This window comes from Zobellia roscoffensis (genome assembly GCF_015330165.1).
Lineage (GTDB): Bacteria > Bacteroidota > Bacteroidia > Flavobacteriales > Flavobacteriaceae > Zobellia > Zobellia roscoffensis.
The window spans coordinates 1,346,289-1,371,880 of record NZ_JADDXT010000002.1 but is presented as its reverse complement, the minus strand read 5'-3'; the positions used below and the strand labels follow the sequence as shown (position 1 = coordinate 1,371,880).

General features: G+C 37.7%; 24 protein-coding genes. 22 read left to right on the top strand and 2 right to left on the bottom strand.

Annotation, left to right across the window (positions count from 1 at the left end; all coding sequences use genetic code 11):
• Positions 1 to 28: 28 nt before the first annotated feature.
• Together IWC72_RS05920 and IWC72_RS05915 are read left to right on the top strand one after the other, a co-directional pair.
• Positions 29 to 631, top strand: a complete 603-nt coding sequence (locus IWC72_RS05920; protein WP_194529148.1) for a DUF4254 domain-containing protein — start codon at positions 29 to 31, stop codon at positions 629 to 631.
• Positions 618 to 1,667, top strand: a complete 1,050-nt coding sequence (locus IWC72_RS05915; RefSeq protein ID WP_317171392.1) for a glycosyltransferase family 9 protein — start codon at positions 618 to 620, stop codon at positions 1,665 to 1,667. Before IWC72_RS05920 ends, IWC72_RS05915 begins: the two co-directional genes overlap by 14 nt.
• Positions 1,668 to 1,675: 8 nt before the next feature.
• On the opposite strand, the gene IWC72_RS05910 is transcribed toward IWC72_RS05915, so the two are convergent.
• The gene (locus tag IWC72_RS05910) at positions 1,676 to 2,293 is read right to left on the bottom strand and encodes a TetR/AcrR family transcriptional regulator (RefSeq protein WP_194525293.1); all 618 of its coding nucleotides are present in this window, start codon (positions 2,291 to 2,293) and stop codon (positions 1,676 to 1,678) included.
• A 363-nt stretch (positions 2,294 to 2,656) separates the two neighbouring features.
• On the opposite strand from IWC72_RS05910, the gene IWC72_RS05905 reads away from it, so the two are divergent.
• The 9 genes from IWC72_RS05905 to IWC72_RS05865 all read left to right on the top strand — a co-directional run bounded on the left by IWC72_RS05905 (position 2,657) and on the right by IWC72_RS05865 (position 13,547).
• Positions 2,657 to 3,367: a TIGR04282 family arsenosugar biosynthesis glycosyltransferase gene (locus IWC72_RS05905; RefSeq protein WP_194529147.1), complete on the top strand. Its 711-nt coding sequence runs from the start codon at positions 2,657 to 2,659 to the stop codon at positions 3,365 to 3,367.
• 84 nt (positions 3,368 to 3,451) lie between these two features.
• Entirely contained in the window at positions 3,452 to 6,670 is a 3,219-nt protein-coding gene (locus tag IWC72_RS05900) for a SusC/RagA family TonB-linked outer membrane protein (RefSeq protein ID WP_194529146.1), read from the top strand.
• Between the two features lie 38 nt (positions 6,671 to 6,708).
• Positions 6,709 to 8,151, top strand: coding sequence for a SusD/RagB family nutrient-binding outer membrane lipoprotein (locus IWC72_RS05895; protein ID WP_194529145.1), 1,443 nt, complete (start codon positions 6,709 to 6,711; stop codon positions 8,149 to 8,151).
• Between the two features lie 81 nt (positions 8,152 to 8,232).
• Complete coding sequence (locus tag IWC72_RS05890) at positions 8,233 to 9,456, top strand: ABC transporter substrate-binding protein (protein ID WP_194529144.1); 1,224 nt, start codon at positions 8,233 to 8,235, stop codon at positions 9,454 to 9,456.
• Positions 9,446 to 10,300, top strand: a complete 855-nt coding sequence (locus tag IWC72_RS05885; RefSeq protein ID WP_194529143.1) for an ABC transporter permease subunit — start codon at positions 9,446 to 9,448, stop codon at positions 10,298 to 10,300. Before IWC72_RS05890 ends, IWC72_RS05885 begins: the two co-directional genes overlap by 11 nt.
• The gene (locus IWC72_RS05880) at positions 10,290 to 11,063 is read left to right on the top strand and encodes an ABC transporter permease (RefSeq protein ID WP_194529142.1); all 774 of its coding nucleotides are present in this window, start codon (positions 10,290 to 10,292) and stop codon (positions 11,061 to 11,063) included. Before IWC72_RS05885 ends, IWC72_RS05880 begins: the two co-directional genes overlap by 11 nt.
• Complete coding sequence (locus IWC72_RS05875) at positions 11,063 to 11,782, top strand: ABC transporter ATP-binding protein (protein ID WP_194529141.1); 720 nt, start codon at positions 11,063 to 11,065, stop codon at positions 11,780 to 11,782. The genes IWC72_RS05880 and IWC72_RS05875 overlap by 1 nt, the downstream gene beginning before the upstream one ends.
• Before the next feature lie 24 nt (positions 11,783 to 11,806).
• Entirely contained in the window at positions 11,807 to 12,727 is a 921-nt protein-coding gene (locus tag IWC72_RS05870) for a nucleoside hydrolase (protein WP_194529140.1), read from the top strand.
• A 34-nt stretch (positions 12,728 to 12,761) separates the two neighbouring features.
• On the top strand, positions 12,762 to 13,547 hold the full coding sequence (locus tag IWC72_RS05865) for a patatin-like phospholipase family protein (protein ID WP_194529139.1): 786 nt from the start codon (positions 12,762 to 12,764) through the stop codon (positions 13,545 to 13,547).
• Between the two features lie 40 nt (positions 13,548 to 13,587).
• Here IWC72_RS05865 and IWC72_RS05860 read toward each other — a convergent pair whose 3' ends face one another.
• Positions 13,588 to 14,637 carry a ferredoxin--NADP reductase gene (locus IWC72_RS05860; protein WP_194529138.1) on the bottom strand — a complete coding sequence of 350 codons (1,050 nt, stop codon included), beginning with the start codon at positions 14,635 to 14,637 and terminating at the stop codon, positions 13,588 to 13,590.
• A gap of 270 nt (positions 14,638 to 14,907) precedes the next feature.
• On the opposite strand from IWC72_RS05860, the gene IWC72_RS05855 reads away from it, so the two are divergent.
• The 11 genes from IWC72_RS05855 (at position 14,908) to atpA (ending at position 25,492) form a co-directional block, all read left to right on the top strand.
• The gene (locus IWC72_RS05855; protein ID WP_194529137.1) at positions 14,908 to 16,377 is read left to right on the top strand and encodes a DUF5687 family protein; all 1,470 of its coding nucleotides are present in this window, start codon (positions 14,908 to 14,910) and stop codon (positions 16,375 to 16,377) included.
• Positions 16,378 to 16,412: 35 nt separating this feature from the next.
• Complete coding sequence (locus IWC72_RS05850) at positions 16,413 to 17,141, top strand: ABC transporter ATP-binding protein (RefSeq protein WP_194529136.1); 729 nt, start codon at positions 16,413 to 16,415, stop codon at positions 17,139 to 17,141.
• A gap of 415 nt (positions 17,142 to 17,556) precedes the next feature.
• Positions 17,557 to 20,109 carry a type IX secretion system periplasmic lipoprotein PorW/SprE gene (gene porW, locus IWC72_RS05845; protein WP_194529135.1) on the top strand — a complete coding sequence of 851 codons (2,553 nt, stop codon included), beginning with the start codon at positions 17,557 to 17,559 and terminating at the stop codon, positions 20,107 to 20,109.
• A 3-nt stretch (positions 20,110 to 20,112) separates the two neighbouring features.
• Complete coding sequence (locus IWC72_RS05840; RefSeq protein WP_194525279.1) at positions 20,113 to 20,562, top strand: bactofilin family protein; 450 nt, start codon at positions 20,113 to 20,115, stop codon at positions 20,560 to 20,562.
• Positions 20,540 to 20,764: an AtpZ/AtpI family protein gene (locus IWC72_RS05835; protein ID WP_194529134.1), complete on the top strand. Its 225-nt coding sequence runs from the start codon at positions 20,540 to 20,542 to the stop codon at positions 20,762 to 20,764. Before IWC72_RS05840 ends, IWC72_RS05835 begins: the two co-directional genes overlap by 23 nt.
• 2 nt (positions 20,765 to 20,766) lie before the next feature.
• The gene (locus IWC72_RS20450) at positions 20,767 to 21,153 is read left to right on the top strand and encodes a DUF6168 family protein (protein ID WP_226979501.1); all 387 of its coding nucleotides are present in this window, start codon (positions 20,767 to 20,769) and stop codon (positions 21,151 to 21,153) included.
• Positions 21,154 to 21,266: 113 nt separating this feature from the next.
• Positions 21,267 to 22,427, top strand: a complete 1,161-nt coding sequence (gene atpB, locus IWC72_RS05830) for a F0F1 ATP synthase subunit A (protein ID WP_226979500.1) — start codon at positions 21,267 to 21,269, stop codon at positions 22,425 to 22,427.
• Between the two features lie 38 nt (positions 22,428 to 22,465).
• A complete protein-coding gene (atpE, locus tag IWC72_RS05825; protein WP_013993139.1) occupies positions 22,466 to 22,654 on the top strand; it encodes an ATP synthase F0 subunit C in 189 nt (62 codons plus the stop codon).
• An 88-nt stretch (positions 22,655 to 22,742) separates the two neighbouring features.
• Positions 22,743 to 23,243 carry a F0F1 ATP synthase subunit B gene (locus IWC72_RS05820; RefSeq protein ID WP_194529132.1) on the top strand — a complete coding sequence of 167 codons (501 nt, stop codon included), beginning with the start codon at positions 22,743 to 22,745 and terminating at the stop codon, positions 23,241 to 23,243.
• A gap of 66 nt (positions 23,244 to 23,309) precedes the next feature.
• Positions 23,310 to 23,849, top strand: coding sequence for an ATP synthase F1 subunit delta (gene atpH / locus IWC72_RS05815; protein WP_194525275.1), 540 nt, complete (start codon positions 23,310 to 23,312; stop codon positions 23,847 to 23,849).
• Between the two features lie 62 nt (positions 23,850 to 23,911).
• Positions 23,912 to 25,492, top strand: coding sequence for a F0F1 ATP synthase subunit alpha (gene atpA, locus IWC72_RS05810; protein ID WP_194525274.1), 1,581 nt, complete (start codon positions 23,912 to 23,914; stop codon positions 25,490 to 25,492).
• Positions 25,493 to 25,592 lie beyond the last annotated feature (100 nt).

Below are 25,592 nucleotides of genomic sequence, written 5' to 3'. Positions count from 1 at the left end.
ATAACTTTGCTTCTAAAGCAAGAAAGAGATGTTCAGTAAATTCGCATATACCATTTTTGAGGAAAGTATTCAGAAATATCACATTCAAGATGATGTCTATCAGTCGTTTGTTAACCCCTATCCTAAGGATGATATTGCACGTTTGCTCTACAGAAAAAATTGGATAGATACCGTACAATGGCATTATGAAGATATTATTCGTGACCCTGAAATTGCTCCTGATGATGCTTTGGTACTAAAGCGAAAAATTGATGCTAGCAACCAAGACCGTACAGATTTGGTTGAATTTATTGACAGTTATTTTTTAGAGAAATATAAAGATGTTACCGTTAAGGACGGTGCCACAATAAATACAGAAAGTCCTGCGTGGGCCATAGATAGACTGTCAATTTTAGCTTTAAAAATCTATCACATGCAAGAAGAGGTTGGCCGTACGGACGCTTCTGTTGAGCATATTGAAAAATGTACTCAAAAATTGAACGTACTGTTAGAACAACGGAAAGACCTTTCCACTGCAATTGACCAATTATTAGCGGATATTGAGGCTGGAGACAAATATATGAAAGTATATAAGCAGATGAAGATGTATAATGATGATGAGTTGAACCCTATTCTCCGTGGCCAAAAATAAACCAGAACATTTGTTGGTCATACGGCTTTCGGCCATGGGTGATGTTGCTATGACCGTTCCTGTTCTTGTGGCGCTCTCAAAGCAATACCCTACCCTGAAAATTACGCTGCTAACGCGTAAATTTTTTAGTCCCATGTTTGCTACGTTACCAAACGTTAGCGTTTATGAAGCAGATGTAAAGGGAAGACATAAAGGGGTTTTTGGCCTTTGGAAACTTTACAAAGAACTTAGGAAACTGAAAATTGATGCCGTTGCCGATCTGCACAATGTGCTGCGCAGCAAAGTCTTAAAAAAATATTTCAGGTATGGTGGCTTTCCGGTTGTACAAATTGATAAAGGGAGGGCAGAAAAAAAAGCGTTGACCTCTAGTAAATCAAAAGAGTTCAAACCATTAAAATCTACGCATCAGAGGTATGTTGATGTTTTTCAGAAGTTAGGTTTCCCTATCGATTTATCACAAAATATGGTATTGGCCAAAGCGGATCTGTCAGATGAAATAATTAAAATCACCGGATCTGATTCTAAAAAGTGGATTGGTATTGCCCCTTTCGCTGCTTTTGAAGGCAAAACCTATCCATTGGAATTAATGAAAGAGGTGATTGAAAAACTTAACACTACCGGAAAATATAAGATTTTCCTTTTTGGAGGTGGTTCCGCTCAAGAAGAACAGCTAGAAGTTTTCAATTCCAATTTTGAAAATTGTTTGAACATGGTAGGTAAACTTTCATTTAGTGACGAACTTGGCCTCATTTCAAATTTAGATATTATGTTATCTATGGATAGCGGCAATGCACATTTGGCGGCAATGTTCGGTATTCCGGTAATTACTATTTGGGGGGTTACCCATCCGTATGCCGGATTCTTTCCTTTTGGTCAAGATATTAATAATGCTCTTTGTGCTGACCGAGTAAAATTTCCGCTTATTCCAACTTCTATTTATGGCAATAAAATGCCTGAAGGTTATGAGCTGGCCATGAACAGCATTCTGCCGGAACAAGTGGTACAGAAAATTGAGCACGTTCTTTACTCGGAGTAAAATTTGCTTTAAGCGGAGGCTCTTTTTGGCTCAATAGATTTAAAGTATTGACGTAATTGAGACATAAAACGATATTTACGTGCGCTAGGGGCAGTTTCTACCATTAAGGTCCTCACACCAATGTAAGAGCTCATAAGATAAACGGCAACACCTTCACTGTCTACATGTCTATCAATATGGCCATTGAACTTTCCTCGTTGTACGGCAGATACCAAGTTTACTTCCCAAATACGAAGAATATCGTTTAGGTGTTTCATTACAGTTTCATTCTTACCATTAAACTCGTTAATGAAATTACTTAACACAAAACCAAAGTCAAATTCATTGTGAACGGCAGTTTCTAAAGCTTCTTCAAAACACTGTGTGATAAGGTCCAATGTATTTTCGTGACCTTCAATTGGCTCTATAAGCTGACTGTACATTTTACGAACCAATAGGTTTTCTATAATTTGAATAAAGAAATCTTCTTTAGATTCAAAGTGATAATAGAAGGCTCCTTTTGATAAAGATAATTCTTTTAATACATCATCAACACTTGTATTGTAGTATCCGTTTCTGTAGAAAAGCTCTAGTCCTGTTACTTGCATTCTTTGCATGGTAGCCATGCGTTTTAAGCTCTTGGTCATAATTTTAAAATTTGGGTTAAACAGACCGTTGGGTCTCATACAAAGAACACTAGGAGTGAAAGCTATGTTCGGAAATAGGGGTCGTCTGACCAATTTTTTCGTTTAAGTGTCCAAAAGGTTAAAAATGAGGTCATTCAACGAGCGACCTACAAACCACGTGGTCGGTTAATTAATGTCGATTACCGAGTAAAATACTATAGCTAATTGATTTAAAATCATGATTTAGGTGTGTTTACGGACTAATGATACTATATTAATTTGTAGGAAATTATCTATAGTATGGTAGAATGCTTGTTACTTCTTTAGTAACTTGCACCCAAAAGAGAAGTAAGGTTCAAAAACAATTACGACGAAAGTTGATAAATGGGGCAAAAAAATAAGGATACCGCGATTTTGATATTCTCGCTTTCGGCACAGCTGGAAGCAGAACGAAAGTCCCTTTTTGGTAAACGTAATAAAAAGGCGTCCAAAGGCTTTTTTGACATCCTTATAAACCGAACCCATAAAATTGCATCAGCAACCCAAGCCGATGTTGTTGTTATAGATGAGCGCCTTCAAAAAGGAACAACTTTTGGAGAACGCTATGCAAATGCCTTTCAGGAACTTTTTGACTTAGGTTACACCAAAGTACTTTCTATTGGTAATGACACGCCAGATTTAACTTCCGAAATACTAGAACAGGCTGTTGAGCAAATTCAGAATGTTGATATGGTGGTTGGTCCTTCAACAGATGGAGGAATCTATCTGTTAGGGATGCGTAAAGAGTTTTTTGATGTAGATGGATTTAAAGCGCTTCCGTGGTTACAGTCTACGTTGTTCCATACACTGGTTAATGGTGTGTATTGGAAGGGAGCAAAAACACATTGTTTCGGAGAGCTTTCGGACATTGATACCGCTCATGCGCTGCATCAATTTTTATATACTTCTGATGACGTTGTTTTAGTTGAGTTCATTCTAAACCATTTATCGGCCAATACAAATCGTACTTATCACTTAAAAGCACTTTATTATTCAAACGAATATTCATTTTCTTCTCAATTAAGAGGTCCTCCTGCATTCTTCATTGCAGCGTAGTTTAAACCTTAAAAGGTTAGAAAAGGAAGATGCCTAGTGGTTTTTCTTTTTCGTAAAACAAATAACAACCCTTATTGAATTTTAATGAAAACAGCTATAATAGCGCTTATGCAGCTATGTGTGGTAATGGCGTACGGCCAGTCTAACACCTACACTGCAAAATTGATAGATACAGATAATAATCCTGTACCCTACGCTACTGTAAACGAGCTAGGAACCAATAATTATGTAGTTTCTGATGAATTGGGTTTCTTTAATTTAGAAACGGAAGCAACTTTTTTTACTGTCAGTATTGCATCCATAGGATATATAACCAAAGAGATCGAAACGGTTAATGGAAAGCTACCTGAGGTCATTACACTAGAACTCTCTTCGGAACAGTTAGATGAAATTGTGGTGACTGCTTTGGGTATAGAAAGAGAGAAACAATCTTTGGTTTCTGCGGTAACAACGGTTAAAGCAGAACAGCTTACCGAAGTACCGCTAACGAACATGGTCAACAGCCTTGCAGGTCGCGTTGCGGGTGTTCAGATTACAAATGGCTCTTCAGGTGTGGGTTCTTCTTCGCGAATTGTAATTCGGGGAGAAAACTCTTTGGGAGGTAGTAACCAACCCTTGTTTGTTGTTGATGGTGTACCTATTAGTAATGAGCAGATTACAAGTAATCTGGTAAACGATGGAGCACTCCAAGAAGTAGATTTCGGTAATGGTGGTGCAGATATTAGTCCAGATGATATTGCTTCGATCTCTATTTTAAAAGGAGCTGGTTCCGCGGCCTTATATGGTGCGCGTGCCGCAAACGGTGTGGTAGTCATTACGACCAAAAGAGGCCGGAAGAAGAAAGGCTTAGGAATAAGTATAAACAGTACGTTAACGGTGGAAACTTTGTTGACCTTGCCAGATTACCAAAACGAGTATGGCGGAGGTTCCAATGGTGAATATGCCTTTCAAAATGGAATTGGCGCAGGTTTAAATGACGGAGGAATCAGCAGCTATGGCCCGCGTTTAGACCAAGGGCAGTTTATTGCTCAGTTCGATAGTCCTTCCACAGATATCAACGGTAATCCTGTAAGGGCAGGAGATGTGATTTCCAGAACCCGTCCAGATGGTTCGTTTACGGATATAACCCCTACACCGTGGGTGTCAAGACCGGACAACGTTCGTAATTTCTTTGAAACAGGAGTTACCTATCAAAATAACATTTCAATAAGCACAGGAGGTGAAAAAGGAAGTGCAAGATTATCATATAGTAACCTAAAAAATGATGGTATTGTGCCGAATACGGATTTAAAACGGAATGGTCTTGCCGTGAGTGTAGACCAAAACGTGCATGAAAAGTTGAAGGTCAAAGCCTTCCTGAATTACATCAATACCCGAAGTGGTAATAGACCGAATTTGGGTTATGGCTATGAAAATCCGCTGTACGGATTCAACTGGACAGGTAGAAATACCAATGTGGAGTCGCTACGGAACTATTGGCAGGCAAGCCAAGAAGGTATTCAGCATTATGATTTCAATTACTTATGGTTGACCAACCCCTATTTAACCGTCTATGAAAACACAAATAGCTTTAATAAAAACCGAATTTTAGGAAACGCATCTGCTACCTACGATATTACGGATAAGCTAAGTCTAAGTGTTCGCGCCGGTATTGATACGTATGATGATAAAAGGGAATTCCGTCGAGCGGTGAGTACCAATCAAAATCCGTTGGGTACGTATCGTGAAGATGATGTGCGATTTCGCGAGTTGAATACAGATGTGCTACTTTCATATTCGGATAAGATTAATGACGATTGGAAATACAATGTATCAGCCGGAGCAAACCGTTTTGACCAAGACATTCAATATAAATACTCAGAAGCTTCACAATTAGCAATCCCTGGAATTTATACATTGGCAAACTCAAGAACACCACTTGTGGGTGATAGTCAGAAATTCAATAAACGCATTAATAGCGTATATGCAAGTGGGAATCTCTCCTATAAAAATTCACTGTATTTTGATGCCACTTATAGAAATGATTGGAGTAGTACGTTACCGAGCGATAATAATTCTTTCGGATACTATTCAGCGGGACTTAGTTATGTGGTAAGTAATATGTTTACCCTTCCTGAAGCTATATCTTATTTGAACTTAAGGTTTAGTGCGGCAAGTGTGGGTAATGATACAGACCCGTATCAAAACGTTCAGAACTTTGTTTTTAACCAAAATTATGGGTCTAGTTTTCGGGTCACCAATGAAACGGTGTTGAAGAACGCCAATCTAAGACCTGAACGTCTAAATGCATTAGAGGCTGGTTTGGAAGCATGGTTTTTAGATGGAAGGTTTCAGTTGGATTTAGCAGGATATCAGAATACGAGTATTGACCAGATCATTTCCAGACCTATTTCGCAGACCAGCGGGTTTTCCAATTTTAATGTAAATGGAGGCGAAGTAAGAACCAGAGGGTTTGAAGCTTTGGTAAGTGCTGAAATTATTCGTTCGGAAGATTTTAATTGGCAATCATCAGTAAATTATTCAACTTATAAAAGTGAAGTTACCAAGTTGCCCGAAGGCGTAGATCAATTTGTAACAGGTACCGCCAATGTATTTTCTGGTGGAGGAGGCTCCAATACTGTTTTCTATATTGCTCGTGAGAACGGTCGTGTAGGGGACATGTACGGTACCGGTTTTGTTGAGGTAGATGGTAAAACCGTTTATGGAGATAATGGTTTGCCCATACAAGATGGTAATCTTAGGCTTTTAGGAAATTATAATCCTGATTTTACGGTAGGCTTCAATAACAAGTTTTCCTATAAAAATATAGATATGACCATACTTTTCGATTGGAGAAAAGGAGGCACGATCATTTCCAGAATAAAAGCATTGGGTAGTACTTCGGGTGTTTTGCAAGAAACTCTAGTGGGTCGGGAAGATGGTGTCGTTGGCGATGGGGTCGTAAATGTAGGAACTACCGAAAGCCCGGAATACGTGCCGAATACTACAGCAGTCCCGGCAAGTCAATTTTACAACAACTTTTTTGATCGCGGTAATGAAGACAGCGCGCTTTATAGTGCGTCTTATGTAAAACTGCGTCAGTTAGGTCTGTATTATAATCTACCGGGAAAAGTGTCAAAATCCATTGGCTTTCAGAATATCAAGTTAGGCTTAGTGGGTAGCAATTTATTGTTGTTTACGGAGAACCCACATTTTGACCCAGAACTCAATGCGTTGCAAGAACAACGAATTGTTTACGGTGTAGAAGACTTTTCATATCCATCCACTCGAAGTTTTGGCTTCAGTGTTAAAACTGATTTTTAAGAGGAGGAATTATGAAAGGAAAACAAAAAATTAAAACAATGAACAAACTATATATATCAGGTTTTTTAAGTTTTGTCTTGCTTCTTGGCGGATGCACAGATGAGTTTGAAGAACTGAACGAAAACCCGAACGCTCCGGAATCGGTTGATCCGCAGTTTTTGCTTGCTAACGTTATTTCGGTGGAAGCGGACCAAAATGCGTACAATCAAGGGTTTCGTTTGGCTAATTACATTCAGCAGTTTGCGGCTAGTGTAGAATTTGAGCGCATTGACCGTTACGAAATGGGAACGAATAGCGAGTACTGGAATACTATTTTTCAGTTATTGAGTGATATAAAATCAATGCGAGAGCTACAAGGCTCTAATGAGGCTTATAACGCCATTGGAGATATAATGCAAAGCTTTCTGTTCTCTCAATTGACGGATATGTGGGGAGATGTGCCCTATACCGATGCCGTTAATGCGTTGGAGGGCCAGTTTACACCTGCTTATGATACACAAGAAAGCATTTATACAGATCCGGAAACAGGAATTTTAGTTGTTTTGGAACGTGCGGCAATTACGCTAGAGAATTCAACGGCAAGTATTAGTGGTGATGTGCTTTTTAATGGGGATTTAAACAAATGGATGCGTTTTGCCAATTCATTACGGTTGCGATATCTTATGCGCATTAGTAAGCGATTGACGGATTATTCGGAAATTCAGACTTTGGCATCTTCGGGAAAGTTGATGCAATCCAATGCAGATAATGCGGTTCTACCTTATTTGACTTCGGCACCTAATCAATACCCAATGACATTGGCCGCTTTGGGCCTATATCAAGAACACCGCATGACGGCAACCGTTGATTCGGTTTTAACTTTGTGGAACGACCCCAGGGTTGAGGTTTTGTACAAACCAACCCAGGTAAGCATTAATACAGGAAATCCTGAATTCAAGGGATTGGTCAATGGTCAAGATCGAGAAACTATTGCAGAAAAAGGAATCGATTTAAACGACGTTTCTTTGTTCGGTGCTATTTTTAGAGATGTTCCTGACGGAGTAGATGCTCAGTTTATGCAGTATTCAGAAGTGCAGTTCGCTTTAGCAGAAGCGGCGGAACGGGGTTATATTTCAGGGGATGTTCAAACCTTTTACCAAGCAGGAATTGCTGCAAGTTTTGAGTATTATGGGGTTGAGGTTCCTACAGAATACCTAACACAAGAATCGGTTGCTCTTAGTGGCGTGGATAATCTTAATAAGATTTTGACCCAAAAATGGTTTAGTCTAATTTCTAATGGACACGAAGCCTGGTTTAATGTTCGTAGAACGGGTATTCCTGAATTAAAACCAGGACCGGATAATTTGAACAATGATAAATATCCCGTTCGGTATTTGTATCCGGAATCTGAGCAGGCTACTAATAGTGCAAATTATAAAGCTGCCGCAGAAAGAATTGGAGGGGATAATATCAACAGTAAAGGTTGGTGGGAAAAAGACTAGCTTAAAAATAAGTTGAACATTTTTAAAAGGATTCACCCATTAAGCGACTAAGTGATTTATAAATAAACAGAGGTAATTTTAATGAAAAGGACTAAATATATACTGTTCGGTTTTTTAATGAGTGTCATTGTGCTTTCTTGTAAGGAAAAAGTACCCCAGGACAGTAATAAACTTAAAAGTGCATCATGGGAAGAAATTGAGGAAAATGCCGAGGGTACTACAGTTAATTTTATGATGTGGCAAGGCAGTACGGCTATTAATGACTACATCAATAATTATGTGGTGCCAAGTGTTAAGAAAAAATTCAACATCGACTTACAAATTAGTGGAGGTCAAGGACCTGAGATTGTTCAGCTGGTCATGGGAGAAAAACAGGCTGATATTGAACAAGGACAGGTAGACATGGTTTGGATTAATGGAGAGACATTTTTTCAATTGAGAAAGATAGAAGGGCTATGGGGTCCGTTTGTAGGATTGCTTCCAAATGCATCTTTAATCAACTTTGAAGATTCTTATATTAGCACGGACTTTCAGCAGGCTGTAAATGGTATGGAAGCCCCGTGGAGTGTTAATCAATTTGCAATCGTATACGATTCAGAAAAGTTGCCAAGTCCACCTAAAAGCATTCCTGAGTTGGAAAAGTTCCTTAGGGAGCACCCAGGAACATTTACCATATCCAATGACTTTACGGGAATGACACTCTTAAAAAGTTTTATGGCAGAGTTAGGTGGTGGCCCCAATGCACTAAATGGTTCATTTGATGAGGAGAAGTACAATCAGCTATCCGAGAAGCTATGGAGCTTTATTAATAATAACAAACAGTATTTTTGGAAAGAAGGAAGTACGTTTCCTAAAGAGCAATCCAAAATGAATCAGTTATATGCCAATGGAGAATTGCTCATTGCCTACGGTTTTAGTGAAGGCGGTATTGAGGATAAAGTACTGACTGGTCTTTATCCAAAATCAACCAAAGGGTATGCTTGGGAAAACGGAACCATTAGAAATTCTAATTACCTAGGTATCTTACACAATGCACCTCAAAAAGCAGGAGCGATGCAGGTCATTAATTTTCTTCTTTCACCAGAGGCTCAGTTAAAAAAAGCAGATGCTAACGGTATGGACTCCAACACGGTTTTGTCTATGGATAAATTGGAGCCGGAATGGAAAGAAAAATTCTTGGATGCCAGAAAACGGCAATACGGGCCTACTTTAAAACAGTTAGAGGTAAATGCTATTGAGGAACCGGCTCCAGAATATATGATCAGGTTGTATGAAGATTTTAGAAAAAGGGTAATTGAAAATTAAAAAGCCGAACATAGGGATTGTATTGTTCTTGCTGATAGGTGTGGTGCCTTTTGCAGCAGCATTTATTTATGCCCTGCTTTATAGTTTTGGTGTAATTGGGGTAGCTAACAATGGCTTTACGCTACAGTTTTGGGAGTCTGTTCTAGCTTCAGGAACGTTTTTTAAATCTTTTGGGTATAGTTTTATCATTGCTTTCGTTGCTGTAACTAGTTCAGTAGGTGGGGCACTTTGGATTACATTAAAATTCAGAAAGCAACTAGAAAAACAGTTTTTATCGTTTATCATCTATTTACCACTGGCAATACCCGGAATCGTAACTGGGTTTTTTACGTTTCAGCTTTTTTCAAAAGGAGGCTTTTTTGCTCGCATCAGTTATAAATTAGGATTAATAACTAAAGCTTCGGAATTTCCTGATTTGGTAAACGACGGGCTGGCTTTCGGTATTATCTTGTCATTTATCACCATGATTATGCCCTTTTTCGTTTTGCTTTTCTTGAACGTTTACAAAAATGAACGGGTTGAAGAACTTTCCGTGTTGGCACAATCACTAGGGGCAGATGCTAATCAGATTACCAGAAAAGTGTTTTTACCTATTTTGATTCAAAAGACTTGGGTGCTTATCGTGCTCTACTTTATTTTCCTTTTAGGAGCTTATGAAGTGCCGTTGATTTTGGGTCAAGAATCGCCTCAAATGCTTTCCGTACTTATTATTCAGGAAATTAAACAATACGATTTAGATAAAATTTCAGAAGGATATGTGGTAGCTGTTTTATATACTTTAATTGTTTCTGCAGCTGCTATTGTACTGTTTCTACCCAAAAGAAAAAGAGTCTATGCGAATTAATTGGCAACCCTTTATATTGAGTTTGGCGGTGCTGTTAATCCTGTTTCCGTTTGTGTACCTTGTGTTCCTATCATTGGCATCCGAATGGCGTTTTCCTGATGTTTGGCCGTCTTATTTAGGTTTCAAGAATTGGGTTACAGTTTTTGGTTCTGAAGCGGGATTGCTATCAAGCTTTTTTTCCTCTTTATTAATTTCACTATCGGTTGCGGTTTTTTCTACAACTTCTGGGTTTTTGATTAGTAAGGCTGTTTTTTATCATCCGAAGAAAAAGACATTGACGCTATTGGCTTATTTTCCATATATATTGGCGCCTGTTGTTTTTGCTGCATGTCTTAGTTTCTTCTTTCTAAAAATGGGGTTGTTTGGTAACATGACTGGCGTGGTAGTTGCACAGTTTATTATTGCTTTTCCTTATGCCCTGCTCTTTTTCAGTAGTTTCTGGAACGAAAAGGTAAAGAGCTATGAAGACTTAGTGACTACTTTAGGTGGAAATAAATGGCAGACGTATACCAAAGTTGTTTTGCCCTTGGCCAAAGGGCTAATTCTGATCTGCTTTTTTCAGACGTTTCTGATCTCTTGGTTTGAGTATGGGCTAACTTCTATAATTGGCATAGGAAAAGTTCAGACACTAACAATCAAGGTGTTTCTATTTATTAAAGAAGCTAACTATTATTATGGTGCCTTAAGTTGTTGTTTGTTGATTTTTCCACCCGTAGTTTTATTGTATTTTAACAAGCGTTATGTATTTAAAAAATTAGTCTAATGTTTCTTGAGGTACAACATGTTATAAAAAGTTTTGGAGAAGAAAAGGTTGTTAAAGACCTTAATTTCTCTCTGGAAAGCAAGCAAACATTAAGTATTTTAGGAAAATCGGGCTGCGGAAAAACTACGATGCTTAAAACCATAGGTGGACTCATAACACCTGATTCTGGAAAAATTTTATTGAACGGAGAAGATATTACTGCGGTGAAACCCGAAAAGAGAAACATTGTGTATCTGTATCAAGAAGACTTGCTTTTTCCACATTTAAATGCTTTTGAGAATATAGCTTTCGGACTGCGATTAAAAAAAATACCGGAAGGTTTAATAAAGGAGGAGGTTAACCACATGCTTCAAAGCTTAGAACTAGAAGGCCAAGCGGATAAAATGCCTACAGAGCTTTCTGGGGGGCAGCGGCAACGAGTTTCATTTGGCCGAGCGATTAGCACTAACCCTTCACTTTTGTTGTTAGATGAGCCTTTTGGTAGTTTGGATACCGGAACCCGGCAACGTATGCAAGAACTGTTTAAGAAGTTAACTGCAGAATATAAAATCACCTCACTCTTTGTAACCCATGATTTAAAAGAAGCTGTATTAATGGGGGACCAAATCGGTTTTATGCACGATGGAATTTTAAAGGTGTATGAAGACAAGAAAGATTTTATTCAAGATCCGGAAACAGGAGTTCAAAATGAAATCGATTTTTGGGGCGGATTGATATAGGAGAAAAAATATAATTTATATAGAATGACGAAGAAAAAAGTATGGATAGACACCGATCTTTCTGTGGGAATGAAGAGAGAAAAGCGTGCGGGTTATTGTGATGTTGATGATGGGTATGCCGTTTTGCAATTGATGAAAGCTGATACTATAGAAATTTGCGGTATAAGTGCTGTTTTTGGAAACACGGTTATTGAAAATTCATATCCGCTGAGCCAAAAAATGAGTACTGAGTTTGCTCTTGGCGAAATACCTGTTTATAAAGGAGCTGGCGAAGCTATAAACCTCAAAGCAGTAGAAAGTAACGAAGCTGTTGATGCGTTGGCAGAATCACTTCGTAAACAGCCTTTGGTTATTATGGCTATCGGCCCCGCTACCAACGTTGGTCTTTTGCTTCTAAAATACCCAGAACTAAAAAGACAGATTCTAGAAGTGGTTTTGGTTGCCGGTCGTAGAACCCCTAAAGACTATTTTAAGATTGGAAATCAGGGCAATCACGCTCAAGATCTTAATTTTGATTTGGATAATGATGCTTTTCGGTTGATGTTCGAAAATGGGATTCCCGTTACGCTTTGTCCGTTTGAAATTTCAAACAAGGTATGGGTTAAGGCAGAAGATTTGGATGCTTTGGAAAAAGGTGATACTGGCAATCAGTGGTTAGGAAAAGCTTCCAGAGCATGGTTAAAGCAGTGGGTAGACCAGGGGGCGGATGGTTTTAATCCGTTTGATGTTCTGGCGAGCCATTATATTATTTCACCAGAAGATATTATATCTGAAGAACTGAACGCCCGTCTTGAGATACACCCGGACGATACTGTAAAAGAGAATAACAAAGAAGTTTTCAAAGCATATTTGTTGTGCGATAAAAAAGAAGGTTCTCCCGTGAAGTACTGTTACGATGTGGTACCAGACTATCACAAAAAACTGATGAATAGTCTTCTGAAATAAATACCTTCGTAAGGTAGTTTTCAGAATATCTAGAATGAATGACTTAAAAACAAAATCAATTGGACTTGTACTTTCGGGCGGAGGAGTGCGTGGCATGGCGCATATTGGTCTTATACAAGCCTTGAATGAGTTTGGTATTACCGCGAGTGTTGTTGGTGGTAGTAGCGTGGGTGCTTTAGTTGGGGCATTATATGCCAACGGAAATTCGGTGCTAGATATGATGGCTTTTTTTAAAGAAACACCTTTATTCAAGTATAATTTCTTGACGATTGTAAAACCGGGCTTTATAGATACCGATAGGTATTTTGATGTTTTTAAAGCTTTTTTCCCTGATGATACGTTTGAAGCGCTCCATAAAAAATTGCACGTAACCGCTACCAATCTAGAAAAGGGTGATCTTGAATATTTTTCTGAAGGAGAACTCATTCGGCCTTTATTGGCATCTGCAGCCCTACCTCCTGTTTTTAGTCCGGTAGAGATGAATGGAGGGCTTTATGCCGATGGTGGTATTATGAATAACTTTCCGTTAGAACCGTTAATGGGTAAAGCCGACTATATTATTGGTAGTAATGTTTCGGTCGTTAGTGAGCTGAATAAAAAACATCTTAAAAACTCATTACAACTTGCAGGTAGAGTCACAGGACTCATGATTTATGCTATCAATCGAAAAAAGCTTGAAGCTTGCGATTTGTTAATGGAGTTCAAAGAGCTAGAACATATTGGTGTATTAGACCGCAAGGGAATTGAAAAAGCATATCTCATAGGATATGAAAATACATCTAGACGATTAGAAGAGTTATTAAAAAAGCCGCAACTGTAAATTACAATTGCGGCTTTTCTTATTTTTAAAACAATGTCATTTAAACATCATCATAATCTACTTTTAAGGTGGGTGTTGTGGGATGCGCTTGGCAAGTAAGAATCAAACCTTCGGCAATTTCACCATCGGTAAGAATCTGGTTTTTTACCATTTCGGCTTTTCCTTCCGTTATCCTGGCAATACAGCTACTACAAACCCCACCTTGGCAAGAATAAGGAGCATCAATATTCTGTTTTAAAACCGCATCTAGAACAATTTCTTTTTTATCCATTGTTAAGGTAAACTCTTCATCATCTACCATAATGGTAACTTCAGTTTTACCTTCGGCTTGCTGAGGCATCTCATCCAAAATTTCGGTAGTCGTAAAAAGTTCAAAATGTATCTTGTCTTTTGGTACATTGTTTTCCTGTAATGTATCGGAAACCAAATGAATCATGGCCTCAGGCCCACAAAGGAAATAACCATCAAAATCTACATCTTTATGCTTGTTCTTAAGAGCATAATTAACGGTGGACACATCAATACGGCCAAAAAGAGAATCATCTTCTTGGGTTTGACTAGTTACAAAATAGGCTTTGAATCTGCCAGCGTAATCTAGTTCTAGTTTTGCCAAGTCCGTATAGAACATGGTTTCTTGGTGAGACTTGTTTCCGTAGACAAGAACAAATTTACTTTTAGGATTATCTGCCAAGACTGCTTTTGCAATACTCATGATAGGTGTAATACCACTACCAGCAGCAAATGCGGCAATATTTTTGACCTTCCCAGTAGGCTGAAAAGTAAACCTACCTTCAGGAGGCATTACTTCTAAAACATCACCGGCTTTAAGTTTAGTGTGCGCATAATCCGAGAATCCGCCTTTATCAACTTTCTTGACGCCAATTGTAAAACAATCGCTTTTAGGTGAAGAACAGATAGAGTAAGCCCTTCTGATCTCTTTGCCTTTGAGCTCCATTTTAATGGTAATATATTGCCCGGGAACAAAATCAAAAGTTTGTATAAGGTCTTTAGGTATGGTAAAAGTTATAGCAACCGAACTAGGTGTAAGCGGTTTTATATGCTTTACGGTCAAGGAATGAAAATGCACCATTGTATCTTTTTTAGTCAAATGTGACGGCAAAAATAAGCATTGATAGAGCCATTTGAAACGGAAATGATAAAAAAAGGAACTTAAATGTTGTATTTTAAATTCATTGGCATCACACGTAATAGGTAAAGATGTATAATGTTTAAATAGGATGGGCTAAAATAGGAAGTAGCGTTTTAGGCAAAAACGTATCCAGAATATAAAATGTTCAATTTTTTGTAACAAATCATACTACAAGAAATACTAACTTACCAGACCAGTAATCTATTTCTTATGTTTAAAAGCTTTATTAAGCTGCAATGGAAATCTTTCTTTCGTTCTTCGGCACTGGGTAAGAGCTTGGGCGTTAAAATACTAATGGGTTTCTTTGCACTCTATCTTATGGGAATGTTAGCCTTTCTAGGCTCTACCTTATTCTTTATTTTAAAAAAGACAATACCCAGTGTGGACCCAGTGGTTATTTTGAACCAGTATCTTTTGTATTGGGTGTTGGGGGAGTTGTTTCTGCGTTATTTTATGCAAAAGCTTCCCGTATTGGATATTAAGCCGTTTTTGACACTACCTATCAAAAAAAGCAGTATTGCCCATTATATTTTAGGACGTTCGGCAGTTTCTTTTTATAATTTTTTGGCTTTGTTTTTCTTTGTTCCGTTTAGTGTAGTTCTACTTATAAAAGGGTATGCTCCACAAAACGTTTTATTTTGGTTATTGGGCATTATTGGTATTGTTCTCAGTATTAATTATGTCAATTTTATAGTGAACAAGAGTGATAAAGCTTTAGTCTTGATCGGCACTCTTTTGTTGGCTTGTTATGGTTTGGATTATTTTGGTATCCTTCCTATAAAAGAATATGCAGGAACCATTTTTTATGCCTTATATGAAAACCCACTTTACGCCCTAATTCCTTTAGGTGTTGCAGCTGCTGCCTATTACATGAACTACTCGTACTTAAGAAACCGAATTTTTCTAGATACAACGCTTAAGAAAAAGGAAACAGAAGCAACTTCATCAGATTTATCATGGACCAAACGTTTTGGTGACATTGCTCCGTATTTACAATTGGATTTAAAGCTGATTTGGCGCAACAAACGAACCAAAACTCAGGTTTTTATGTCCTTGGCCATGATTCTGTACGGTCTTCTTTTTTATACGATGGATGACTTTGGAGATACATCACCAATGCTTGTTTTTGTTGGGGTTTTTATGACGGGAATCTTTTTAATGAATTTTGGACAGTTCATCCCTGCGTGGGATAGCTCCTATTACAGTATGATGATGTCTCAGAATATTCCGTTACGAAGCTATTTAGAATCAAAGGCGCGCTTAATATATATTAGTGTAGGTGTTATGTTTCTTCTATCTATTCCATATGTTTATTTTGGGTGGGAGGCCCTGGCCATAAATTTTAGTTGTGCGCTATACAATGCAGGTGTAAACGTGCCAATAGTTTTATTTTTTGGCTCCATGAACAAAAAGCGTATTGACCTTAATAAAAGTGCTGTGGGTAATATGCAGGGTATGGGTGCCGCCCAATTTTTAGTGGGTATTCCCTTGTTTGGCCTTCCAATACTACTTTTTGTGCTATTGAATTATCTCGTGTCGTTTCAAGTGGCTGTAATCGTTTTAAGTGCATTCGGCTTGCTGGGGTTTGCTTTTAAGGATATTTTACTTGATAGGATTACTAAGGTGTATAGAAAGAAAAAATACGGAATGATTGCTGGCTTTAAAGAGCAGAACAGTTAGAGACGTTAAATTGAAACAAGAACATTTTCTTAATTATGATAACAGTACAGAATCTTACTAAAAAATACGTTGGTAAAACCGTATTGAACCTAGAACACCTTATAATTCCAAAAGGGCAAAGTTTTGGCCTTGTGGGCAACAACGGTGCAGGTAAAACTACTTTTTTTAGTCTTTTGTTAGATTTGATTCAGCCTACCACAGGGCACATTATTAATAATGAGATACAAGTAGACCAGAGCGAAACTTGGAAACAGCACACTTCGTCTTTTATTGATGAAACTTTTTTGATCGGGTATTTGACTCCAGAGGAGTATTTCTATTTTATTGGGGAGTTGCGAAATCAAAATAAGGCAGATGTTGATGCTTTACTTGCAAATTTTGAAGACTTCTTTCACGGTGAAATTCTAAATCAAAAAAAATACCTGAGAGACCTTTCAAAAGGAAATCAAAAGAAAGCGGGTATTGTGGCATCTTTTATTGGCAATCCAGAAGTGGTAATTTTAGATGAGCCTTTTGCTAATTTAGATCCCACAACTCAGATTCGACTTAAAAATATTATCAAAGATTTGGCTTCCAAACAAGGGGTTACGGTTTTAGTCTCTAGCCACGATCTAATTCATGTAACCGAGGTGTGCGAAAGAATTGTGGTGTTGAACAAAGGTGAAATTGTAAAAGACATTGAAACTTCAGAAGCCACTTTAAAAGAATTGGAATTGTTTTTTAGTGGAGAAGAGGAGCTTAAAGATGACGTTCCAGTGGCATAATTCCTTTTTGTAAAACAGACTGCATGGTCGGTTCAGCTTTTGTGAGGCTTCAATAAAATAGATTACACTTCGGATAATGTGTTGTTTACTTCTGATAATGGGGTTTAAAACAGAGTTCTTATCGATGAAATAAAGAAACACAGACCGCTTAGTCGGTGAAAAATGAACTCCCGTTTTTCTACTTTCTGCAAACTTCACGTACTTTGTGAAAAGTTGAATCCGTTAAAAAGAAAATTCGTTTTGAGTTTTTAAGTTAAAATGATGATTAGGTCGGCTTAATAATGAAAATGCCGTTTTTGCTATTACCAAGCTTTCTTTTTCCTTCCGTAAACCCCGAATGATAAACTTTTTATCGACCAACTGCATAATAATCCCGTTCTTTTTTAGTTAGAGTAAAGTACGTAGATATACAATTTTGAAGCTGCACTATAAACTTATCATATTTTCAATTCTGGGAGGCGTTGTTTTAAACGGATGTTCTACCAAAAAAGACGCATTCGTCAATCGTAATTGGCATGCGCTTAACACCAAGTACAATACATTGTACAATGGCAACATCGCTTTTGAAGAAGGAAGGGCAGAGCTCAATCTTAATTACCATGATGATTATTGGGAGGTTTTACCTATTGAGCGTCTAGAAGTAACCGAAGATATAAAGCTAGATTCTGAGGATAATAACCCTAATTTTATTATTGCCGAAGAGAAAGCCACCAAAGCCATACAAAAACATAGTATGGATATCAGAGATGTGGAACGGAACCCACAGACAGATGAGGCGTTTTTACTTTTAGGTAAGGCCCGGTATTTTGACCAACGTTACATGCCAGCGCTTGAGGCTTTCAATTATATAATCAGAAAATATGATTATAGTGATAAGCTGAACGAAGCGCATATTTGGCGCGAGAAGGTAAACATTAGACTTGAGAATGATGAGTTGGCTATTAAAAACTTAAAGCGGCTTTTAAAGTTTGAACAGCTATCTGATCAAGAATATGCAGATGCACGTGCCATGATGGCTCAAGCCTACATCAACGAAAAGGTATTGGATACCGCCGTTCAGCATTTAAAAGTAGCATCGCATTACACCAAGAAGAACGAAGAAAGAGGCCGTTACTATTATATTATTGGACAGTTGTACAATCAAATGAATCATAAGGATAGTGCCAATTATGCCTTTACCAAAGTCATTGACCTCAATAGAAAATCACCTCGTGTTTACATGATTAATGCGGAGATTCAAAAAATCCGAAATACCAAAATTACTTCTGAGAATAGTGAAGAGATGTTGGAGTATTTAACAGATTTAGAGGAAAATCGTGAAAACCGTCCATTTTTAGATATAATTTTTCGCCAAGTGGCAGAGTACCATTTGGAGCAGGAGAATGATAGTATGGCAATCACCTATTTTAATAAGTCACTTCGCGCTACGGAAAACGAACCTAAGTTGAATGCCTTAAATTATGAGAATTTAGCCGTTTATAATTTTGACCGTAATGAGTATAAACTGGCAGGAGCTTACTATGATAGTGTTATACCTAACCTAGAAGAGAATACAAAGAAGTATAGGTCTACCAAGAAGAAATTAGATAACCTTGAAGATGTTATCAAATATGAAGACATTGCGCATCAAACAGATAGTATCATTACATTATATAATTTACCATTAGCAGAGCGCACGGCTTATTTTGAAGATTATATAGCAGAATTGCAAGCGGCAAAAGATGCGGCTGCGAAGAAAGAAGAAAGAAGATTGGCTACTGGTTTTGCGGAGTTCGCAAAAAGTAAAGGCGGTAAAGAGAACCAGGGTAAATTCTATTTTTATAACCTAAAAAGTTTGGGTTTCGGCAAAAATGATTTTGTCCAGAGATGGGGTAAAAGAGTGTTGGAAGATGATTGGAGATGGAGCAACAAAAAAAGAACTTTGTCACAAGATGATAACGAAGCTATTGTCTCAACCGATAGTATTTCTGGTGATGTTGGAGAAGAAGAAAAATTCTCTGTTGATTATTATTTAGATAGAGTACCTACAGATGTTGCTGTAATTGACAGTTTAAAAGGTGAAAGAAACTTTGCTAATTACCAATTAGGATTGATTTACAAGGAAAAATTCAAGGAGAACCTTTTGGCAGCAGCAAAGTTGGAAAATGTATTAGATTCTGAACCTGAGGAACGCTTGATACTTCCTTCAAAATATAATCTATACAAGATTTATGAAGAAGAAGGTAGTCCGCTTTTGGCTTCTATGAGAAAGAATATTCTAAGTAACCATGGCGATTCTCGCTACGCGGAAATTATACTAAACCCAAGAGCTGTTCTTGAAGATGATGCAGATAGTCCAGATTCGCGTTACGCAGCTTTATACCGTAAGTATAAGCAGCAAGATTTTTTGGCAACCATAACGGGAGCCGAAGAAAATATAGAAAAATACACTGGTGATCCAATCGTTCCCAAGTTTGAAATGTTGAAGGCGAACGCCATTGGTAGATTAAACGGGTTTGAACCTTTTGAAGAAGCTTTAAACTATGTAGCCCTAACCTACCCTAACAATCCGGAAGGTAAGAAGGCAGAGCAGATGGTTGCTGAGCAGCTTCCTAAATTGGCCGTTAAAGATTTTTCCACAGAACTTGGTTCTTCAGGCACTGGAAATTGGAAAGTTGTTTTTCCGTTTAGAAGAAGTAATGACCAAATTGCACAAAGGGTAAAGAAGGCATTAGAAGATGCTATTATAGATTTGAGATATAAGAATATTGTTTCAAAAGATATCTATACCTTAGAAGACCAATTTGTGGTCGTACATGGTTTTAAATCCAAAGATTATGCATTGGGCTTTGCAGAGCTTATAAAATTTAACAAGGATTACCTTATTGAGAATGAGAATTTTGTAATTTTATCTACCAACTATAAAATTATACAGGTACATAAAAACCTACAATCTTATAAAAATCAAATTTTAACCCCAAAACCTTAAAAAATGTTTTCTGACAACAAAAAACCTAGAACTATGAACGAAATTGGCGCACAACCTAACAGAATTTCCAAGCACACAAAAATTAAAGGTGATATCGAATCTGAAGCAGACTTCAGAATTGACGGAAAATTAGACGGTAACGTAAAAACTACCGGTAAAGTGGTCATTGGTAAAGACGGTTATATTCATGGTAAAGTAGAATGTGTAAATGCAGATATTGAAGGAAGCTTCAACGGAGAGCTTTTAGTATCCGATTTGCTTTCTCTTAAATCTTCAGCAGTAATTGAAGGTACGGTTTCTGTAACTAAATTGGCCGTTGAGCCAGGAGCTACATTTAATGCTTCATGTACCATGAAAGGTAAAGGAGGGTCTTTGAACAGTGGTTCTAGCAGTTTTAAGTCCTCTCTAAGCAATAGTTCTAGCACAAGCAATGAGCCAGCAAAAGCCTCGTGATAATTCAAATTTAATACGTACTGCGGCCAGTTTTTCGGGCATTGCTATACAAATGGGTGTTACCATCTATTTGGGCAATCTTTTGGGGGCCTGGCTAGATGTAAAGTTTGAAAAAACGTTTCTTGAGGATACATTTACCTTACTTGCCGTATTTTTGTCAATGTATATCGTCATCAAAAAAGTGATGACACTAAATAAATAGCATTGATCAAACAAATAGTACAATATCTAGTCGTGTTCATTTTGGTGGGCGCGACTTCTTTTTTTCTTCATCAATTTTTATTGGCAGATGATAATATAGCGTTTAATGATTTACTTCAAAACGCCTATATTTTTCATTTTATTTTCTCTTTATCGGTAATAATTGCCTTTCAACTGCTCTCAAAAAGCGAAAAAGTTTTTACCCAATTAGGTTTTATTTACATGGGGCTTTTGGTTTTTAAAATAGTGGTGTATACTGCTATGTGCTACCCGCAACTTGTGGGAGATCAGTATTTACCGAGATTTTATAGAGCTTCTCTTTTAATTCCTGTGTTTGTTTTTTTAGTCCTGGAAGTCTTTTTTGTTTCAAAAATTATACAACGTAGATAGTTTCAAAATTTTATGGAATAAAAATGCTTTGTATTACAGCAAGATTACCTACTTTTGCGCAAAATTTCAGGAGCATAATTTTTTGATAAAAAATAATGAAGGAAGTTTCAAAAATGATTAGAACACTAGTATTGCTTTGTACATTCTGCATTTCTTTTCAAGGTTTTTCTCTTTCTGAGGGGAGTGATGAAGGAGCTGTAGACACAAAAGAAGAGGTGGACGCATACATTTTGCATCACATTAAAGATGCTCATGATTTTCATTTGTTTTCATACACAGGTGATCACGGTGAGCGTAAACACGTAGGTTTTCCATTGCCAGTTATTCTTTGGTCTAGTAATGGTTTGGTAACTTTCATGTCTTCTGAATTTCATCATGATGATGCCGGAAAGGTAATTGTTGAAAAAGGTGGATCGAAATTCGTAAAGCTTCACGGGAAAATATACGAATTGAACGAGGGAGCTTCCGAAGTTCAGTTTGATGATCATCACCATGCGGAAAATGCGGCTAAAGTTTTAGACTTTTCAATTACCAAAAGTGTTTTTGGAATATTGATGATTGGTCTTTTTATGCTTTGGGCTTTCTCTTCATTGGCAAAACAATACGCTAAGAAAAAAGTGCCTACCGGTTTTGGTAGAGTATTGGAGCCTTTAGTAATCTACGTTAGAGATGAAATCGCAAAGCCAAATATCGGCGAGAAAAAATACCGTCAATTTACAGGGTATTTATTAACTGTGTTTTTCTTCATATGGATTTTGAACCTTTTAGGTCTAACTCCGTTAGGTTTCAACGTAACTGGGCAATTAGCAGTTACTGCTGCCTTGGCAATTTTCACATTGATTATTTACACGTTTAGTGGTAATAAAGATTACTGGATGCACATGTTGTGGATGCCGGGTGTGCCTGTTTTGATTAGACCGGTTCTTGCTATTATAGAGTTAGCAGGTGCTTTTGTAATTAAGCCTTTTTCACTGCTGGTACGTTTATTCGCGAACATATCTGCAGGTCACATTGTAGTAATGAGCTTAATTGCTATCATGTTTACACTTAAAGAAAGTCTAGGTGTGGTTGGTGCTACAGGTTTATCATTAGTACTATCATTTTTCATTACGCTTATTGAAGTGTTGGTGGCGTTTTTACAGGCTTATATTTTCACTATGCTATCAGCATTGTTTATTGGTATGGCCGTTGCGGAGCACGACCACGATCATGAGCACGATGCAAAAGGACATGAAGTTCCGGACGCGGAAGACGTTAGAGGGGATTTCATTTAAAAGAGAGTTTTTTAATTTAATTATATAAATCAATTACTATGTACAACTTAATTGGAGCTGGTTTAATCGTAATCGGAGCAGGTATCGGTCTTGGTCAAATTGGTGGTAAAGCAATGGAAGGTATTGCTCGTCAGCCAGAAGCAACAGGAAAAATCCAAACTGCGATGATTATCATTGCTGCACTTTTAGAAGGTTTGGCATTCGGTGCCTTGTTCTTAGGAAAATAAGAACAGCAAAACCAAAAGACATTTTCCTGCAACGGTTGGTTGCAGGAAATGTTTTTAATCAAGTTTAGAATTTTAAAGTAGTATTTATATGGAAGTTTTATTAAACGATTTTTCGCCAGGCCTTTTCATAGTTCAGACTATATTATTGTTGGGGTTGATTTTTTTATTGGTGAAAGTTGCATGGAAACCAATCTTAACTTCATTGAACGAACGTGAGGAAGGTATTCACGGTGCGTTAGAAGCAGCTGAAAAAGCACGTGCAGAAATGCAAAACTTGCAAGCTGATAACGATAAGTTGTTAAAAGAAGCTCGTGCCGAACGTGAAGCGATGTTAAAAGAAGCTCGTGAGATCAAAGATAAGATGATCACAGATTCTAAAGAGCAAGCTAAAATTGAAGGCGATAAAATGTTGAAGCAAGCTCAAGCTGCTATCGAAAGCGAAAAGAAAGCTGCGGTTGCTGATATTAAAAACCAAGTAGCTGAACTTTCTGTAGAGATTGCTGAGAAGGTTTTAAAAGAGCAACTATCCAACAAAGACCAACAATTAAAGTTGGTTGAAAGTATGTTGGGTGATGTTAAATTGAATTAAGTAGCTATATTGCTTTTTGTTACACCGATGAATTTCGGATAGCAAGACAATAAAACAAGATAAAAAATGAGCGATTCTAGAGCAGCAATACGTTACGCAAAAGCAGTTTTGGACCTAGCGGTACAAAACAAAGCTACGAGTGCAGTTGAAAAAGACATGCGTTCTGTTGTGGCAACTATTGCCGATAGTAAAGAGTTGAGGGCCATGTTGGCTAGCCCAGTAGTTAACGGGGAAACCAAAAAGAAAGCTTTGACTGCTGTATTTAAAGGTAGCGATCAGGTTACTTTAGGTATGATCAACACACTTGTTTCAAACAAAAGAATATCTATTTTAAACGAAGTTGCTTTAAAATATATCATTCTAAATGAAGATTTAAAAGGTGAAGGTGTAGCTTACGTTACTACTGCAGTGCCATTGAGCGCAGACCTTGAGAAAAAAGTGCTGAAGCAAATAGCTCAGATAACAGGTAATGCGGTAACTATTCAGAATAAAATAGATGAAAGCATTATTGGTGGGTTTGTTTTACGTGTTGGCGATTTGCAATATGATGCCAGCATTTCAAACAAATTGAATACAATTAAAAGAGAGTTTACAAGTAGTTTATAATATCAATAACGATTCGATAAAAGTCTTGTGTCTTTCATCTTTTCGTCTTTATATCTAAAACAATGGCAGGAGTAAAAGCCGCTGAGGTATCAGCAATTTTAAAGGAACAATTATCAGGATTTGAAGCCACCGCTACATTAGACGAGGTGGGAACAGTACTGCAGGTTGGTGATGGTATCGCCAGAGTCTACGGTTTATCAAACGTCCAATACGGAGAATTGGTAGAATTCGAAGGAGGCCTTGAGGGTATCGTTCTTAACCTTGAAGATGATAACGTTGGTGTGGTTCTTTTAGGACATTCCAAAACTATTGTAGAAGGTGCTACAGTGAAACGTTCAGAACGAATTGCTTCCATTAAAGTTGGTGAAGGCATCGTTGGTCGTGTGGTAGATACCTTGGGTAACCCAATAGATGGTAAAGGACCTATTTCCGGTGATACATATGAGATGCCATTAGAGCGTAAAGCGCCAGGTGTTATCTTTAGAGAGCCGGTAACCGAGCCAATGCAATCTGGTATTAAGGCTATTGATGCAATGATTCCTGTTGGCCGTGGTCAAAGGGAGCTTGTAATTGGTGACCGTCAAACAGGTAAGACTACCGTTTGTATCGATACCATTTTGAACCAAAAAGAATTTTACGATGCTGGTGAGCCAGTATATTGTATATATGTTGCTATTGGCCAGAAAGCTTCTACTGTTGCTGCAATTGCACAGACTTTGGAAGATAAAGGTGCAATGGCATATACGACTATCGTTGCTGCTAATGCTTCCGATCCTGCAGCAATGCAGGTGTATGCTCCATTTACGGGTGCATCAATCGGTGAGTATTTCAGAGATACAGGTCGTCCAGCTTTGATTATTTATGATGATTTGTCAAAACAAGCGGTTGCGTATCGTGAGGTATCTCTTCTTTTGAGAAGACCACCGGGACGTGAGGCATACCCAGGGGATGTTTTCTTCTTGCACTCAAGATTGTTAGAGCGTGCAGCAAAGGTTATCAACGATGATAATATTGCAAAGAACATGAACGATTTACCAGACGTATTGAAGCCTATGGTAAAAGGTGGTGGTTCTTTAACTGCACTTCCTATTATTGAGACGCAAGCAGGTGATGTTTCTGCATATATTCCTACGAATGTTATTTCTATTACAGACGGACAGATTTTCTTGGAGCAAGATCTTTTCAACCAAGGGGTAAGACCAGCAATTAACGTGGGTATTTCAGTATCTCGTGTAGGTGGTAACGCTCAGATTAAATCCATGAAAAAAGTATCTGGTACTTTAAAATTGGATCAAGCGCAGTTCCGTGAATTGGAAGCTTTTGCTAAGTTCGGTTCTGATTTGGATGCTGCTACATTGAATGTTATTGAAAAAGGACGTCGTAACGTAGAGATTCTAAAGCAAGCGCAAAACGATCCTTATACTGTAGAAGATCAGGTTGCGATTATTTACGCAGGTTCTAAGAACTTGTTACGTGACGTACCAGTAGAGAAGATAAAGGAATTCGAAAGAGATTACTTAGAGTTCTTGAATGCGAAGCACAGAGACGTATTGGATACATTAAAGTCAGGTAAACTTACCGATGAGGTAACAGATGTTTTGACTGCTGTAGCAAAAGACCTTTCAGGTAAATATAGAAACTAGTAAGGAGTATTAAGTACTCGAGTATTAATTACAAAGTAATTGGTACAGGTGTAAAGCCGAGGGTACGAACTACAAACTGCTAAATGCTAAATACTATTTA